The 4,189-nt window shown below is 71.2% G+C and carries 1 protein-coding gene; it reads left to right on the forward strand.

Annotated features, from left to right (window positions below; translation table 11 throughout):
- Positions 1–357: 357 nt before the first annotated feature.
- The coding region (locus tag ACFWPJ_RS26175; RefSeq protein ID WP_378855128.1) for an amino acid adenylation domain-containing protein at positions 358–4,189 on the forward strand (3,832 nt) is incomplete at its 3' end.

The raw sequence follows: 4,189 nt of genomic DNA on the forward strand, positions 1-4,189 counted from the left end.
AGATTCGCAGGTCCACGCCCGGTGGGAGATTCAGCGCAAAATGTGAAACGGTCACGTCCGCTACGGATTCGTTCGCACCGCATATGACCTGCGCATGACCTGCGTTACATACTGGACAGTTGTCTATACCCGGTTGCCGCGAACTGAAACGCCCACATTGCCGCTGCGCCAAAATTGATGACATATTTGTGTACCGTCACGCAGGATTTTCCCGATACCACGGTGGAGCCGAGAGTCTGGGCGACATTCGAGCAGTGTGATCGCAGGTGTGATCGTGGTGAAGGGAAGCACATACCGGTGACTGAGCAAGCTTCTGGCGTCCGCTCTTCCGCCGCGCGGCGGGGCCGTCGAGCGCCCGTGTCCACGTTGCCGCGCCTGCTGATGGCCGCCGTGGAGCGTGCCCCCGAGGCGACCGCGGTGAGCTTCGCCGGGCAGACCATCACCTATGCCGAACTCGACCAGCAGTCCTCCCAGCTGGCCAGAGTCCTGATCGGTCGCGGCGTGGGCCCCGGTGACCGGGTGGTCCTGGCGCTGACCCGGTCGCTCGAGGCGATCGTGGCGCTGTGGGCCGTGGCCAAGACCGGCGCCGCGTTCGTGCCCGTCGACCCGCGCTACCCGGCCGAACGGGTCGCGCACATGCTCGCAGACTCCGGCGCCGGATTCGGTGTTGCCCAGGCCGCCGACGCGGCGCGGCTCGACGCGGGCCTGCGGTGGCTGGCGCTGGATTCCGCCGAGTGCCGCGACGAACTGGCCTCGGCCTCGGACGCGCCGGTGTCGGCCGCCGACCGCACCCGCGGGATGTTCGGCGCCGACATCGCCTACATCATCTACACCTCCGGATCGACCGGCGTCCCCAAGGGCGTCGCCGTGACCCACGCCGGCCTGGCCGGGCTGTGCGCCGAGCAGATCCGCCGCTTCGGCATCACCGGCGCGGCCCGCACCCTGCACTTCGCCTCGCCCAGCTTCGACGCCAGCATCCTCGAACTGCTCCTGGCCATCGGCGCCAGCTCGACCATGGTGATCGCCCCGCCCGACATCTACGGCGGCGACGAGCTGACCGACCTGCTGCGCGCCGAGCGGGTGACCCACGCCTTCATCACCCCCGCCGCGCTCGCCGGGGTCGACGGGTCGGGCCTGCCGGAGCTGGCCGCCATCGTCGTCGGCGGTGAGGCCTGCCCGCCGGAACTGATCGCGCGCTGGTCGCCCGGCCGCGACTTCTACAACCTCTACGGACCGACCGAGACCACGGTCGCGGCCTCGATCAGCGATCCGCTGACCCCCGGCGACCTGATCACCATCGGCGGCCCGATTCCCGGTATGTCGGCGCGGGTCCTCGATGCCCGTCTGCGACCGGTGCCGGATCGCGTCCCCGGTGAGCTGTACCTGGCCGGGCCCGGCCTGGCCCGCGGCTACCATGAGCGCGCCGGGCTGACCGCGGCCCGTTTCGTCGCCGACCCGATCACCGGCGGCAGGCTCTATCGCACCGGTGACCTGGTGAAATGGGAAATCACCGCGGACGGCGAACCGCAGCTGACCTTCCTCGGCCGCACCGACGCCCAGGTCAAGCTGCGTGGTTTCCGCATCGAACTGGGCGAGATCGACGCCGTTCTCACCTCCGACGCATCCGTCCGCTTCGCGACCACGCTCGTCCGCACCCTGCCCAGCGGCGTCGACGCGCTCGTGGCGTATGTGGTGCCCGCGGCGGGGGCCCCGGTGGACTCGGTCGCGCTGACCCGTCTGGCCGAGCAGCGGCTGCCGCAGCACGCGGTCCCCGCGGCCATCGTTCCCATCGAACGGCTGCCGCTGACCCCGGTCGGCAAGCTCGACTACAAGGCACTGCCCGAACCGGAGCTCACCGCCCGCGCCTTCGAGGCGCCGCGCACCGGCACCGAGGAAGCCGTGGCGGCGGTCTTCGCCGAGCTGCTCGGCGCCGACCCGATCGGCCGCGACGACGACTTCTTCGCCCTCGGCGGCAACTCTCTGCTCGCCACCCAGCTGGCCGGTCGCCTCGGCGCGGTCACCGGGATGCGCGTACCGGCCCGGACGGTCTTCGAACACGGCACGGTGACCGATCTCGCCGCCGCGCTCGACGCGCTGGTCGGTGACGCGGCGGTGCGGGTGCCGCTGACCCGGCGCGAGCGCGGTGAGCGGGTGCCGCTCTCGCTCGCCCAGCAGCGCATGTGGTTCATGGCGCGCCTTGACCCCGGTTCCAGCGCGTACAACATCCCGGTCGCGCTGCGCCTGTCCGGCCCGCTCGACGCCGCCGCGCTCACCGCCGCCCTCGACGACGTGCTCGAACGGCACGAGGTCCTGCGCACGGTGTACCCCGAGCACGACGGCCAGGGCTACCAGCGCGTGCTGCCGGTGGCCGAGGCCGGGCTCGACGTGGCCGTCGCCGCGATCGCCGAGAGCGACCTGCGGATGGAGCTGGCCCGGCTGACCTTCGGCGGCTTCGACGTCTGCGCGCGAGTTCCCGTGCGCGCCGCCCTGTTCCAGCTGTCGGAGTCCGAGCACGTGCTGGCCGTGGTGGTGCACCACATCGCCACCGACGGTTTCTCCCTCGGCCCGCTCACCCGCGATCTGATGACCGCCTACGTCGCCCGGACCCAGGGCGCGGCGCCGGATTGGGCGCCGCTGCCGGTGCAGTACGCCGACTACACCCTGTGGCAGCAGGAAATGCTCGGCGCCGCCGAGGATTCCGGCTCGCTGCTGGCCAAGCAGCTCGGCTACTGGCGCGGCGAGCTCGCGGGCACCCCGACCCTGCTGGAGCTGCCGACGGACCGGCCACGACCGCCGGTCGCGGGCAGCCGCGGCGCCGCGCACCACTTCGCGCTCGAACCCGCGTTGCATCACGAGATGGAAGTTCTTGCGCGCGAACACAATGCCTCGCTGTTCATGGTGGTGCGGGCCGCGCTGTCGGTGCTGCTGGCGCGCGTCGCAGGCACCGACGACGTCACCGTCGGCGCCCCTGTCGCCGGACGCGGTGAGCCCGAACTCGACGACCTGGTCGGCATGTTCGTCAACACGGTGGTGCTGCGTACCCGAGTCGACGCCGCCGAATCCTTTGCCGCCCTGCTGGATCGGGTCCGTGAGACCGACCTGGCCGCTTTCGCCCATGCCGACGTGCCGTTCGAACGTCTTGTCGCCGAACTGGATCCGCCGCGCACCCAGGCGCATCACCCGCTCTACCAGGTGGCGCTGTCGTTCCAGAACTTCGGCGGCGCCCGGCTGGAGCTGCCCGATCTGGTGGTGTCGGCGGTCGATCTCGGTGACGAGGTCGCACCCGTCGACTTGCAGTTGACCGTCGTGCCGCACGAGGACGACAACGGACCCGCCGGCCTGCGCTGCTCCTGGCGCTACGCCACCGACCTGTTCGACGAGTCGACGATGGCCACCCTGGGCCAGCGCCTGGCCGGGCTGCTGAGCGCGACCGTCACCGCACCGCACCGGCCGGTCGGCGATCTGCCGCTGCTGACCGAGGCCGAGCGCAGCGAGCCGTCGGGCGACGTGCGACTGATCTCCGACTCGACCCTGCTCGACGAGTTCCACGCGCAGGCACTGCGGCGTCCCGACGCGCCCGCGGTCACCTTCGCCGCGTCGACCCTCACCTACGGCGAGCTCGCGAGCCAGGTCAACCGACTGGCCCGGCTGCTCGTCGCGACCGGTGTCGGCCCCGGCGTCACCGTCGGTGTCGCGATCCGGCCGTCGATCGACCTGGTCGTCGCCATGTACGCGGTGTTCGCCGCGGGCGGCGCCTACGTGCCGATCGACCCGGACTCACCCGTCGAACGCCGCGCCGACATCCTGTCCGCCGCGCGACCGGTCTGCGTGCTGACCACCGCGGCCGACGCCATCGAGGTCGACGGGCTGCCGGTCGTCTCGGTCGATCTGGTCGCGAATTCCGGTGCGCTGTCGGCCTTCCCGGATGCCTGGCTGACCGACGCCGACCGGCTGCGGCCCCTGCGCACGCTGGATCTGGCGTATGTCATCTTCACCTCCGGCTCGACCGGCAAGCCCAAGGGCGTCGGTGTGCCGCACTCGGCCATCGTCAACCAGGCGGCGTTCATGGTCGGCGAATACGGGGTGGGGGACAACGACACTGTCCTGCAGTCGATTCCGTTCACCTTCGACGCCTCGATGATCGGCTTCGCGACCCCGCTGCGCGCGGGCGCGCACATGATCGTGGCCC

It is taken from the genome of Nocardia sp. NPDC058497 (genome assembly GCF_042720195.1).
Classification (GTDB): domain Bacteria; phylum Actinomycetota; class Actinomycetes; order Mycobacteriales; family Mycobacteriaceae; genus Nocardia.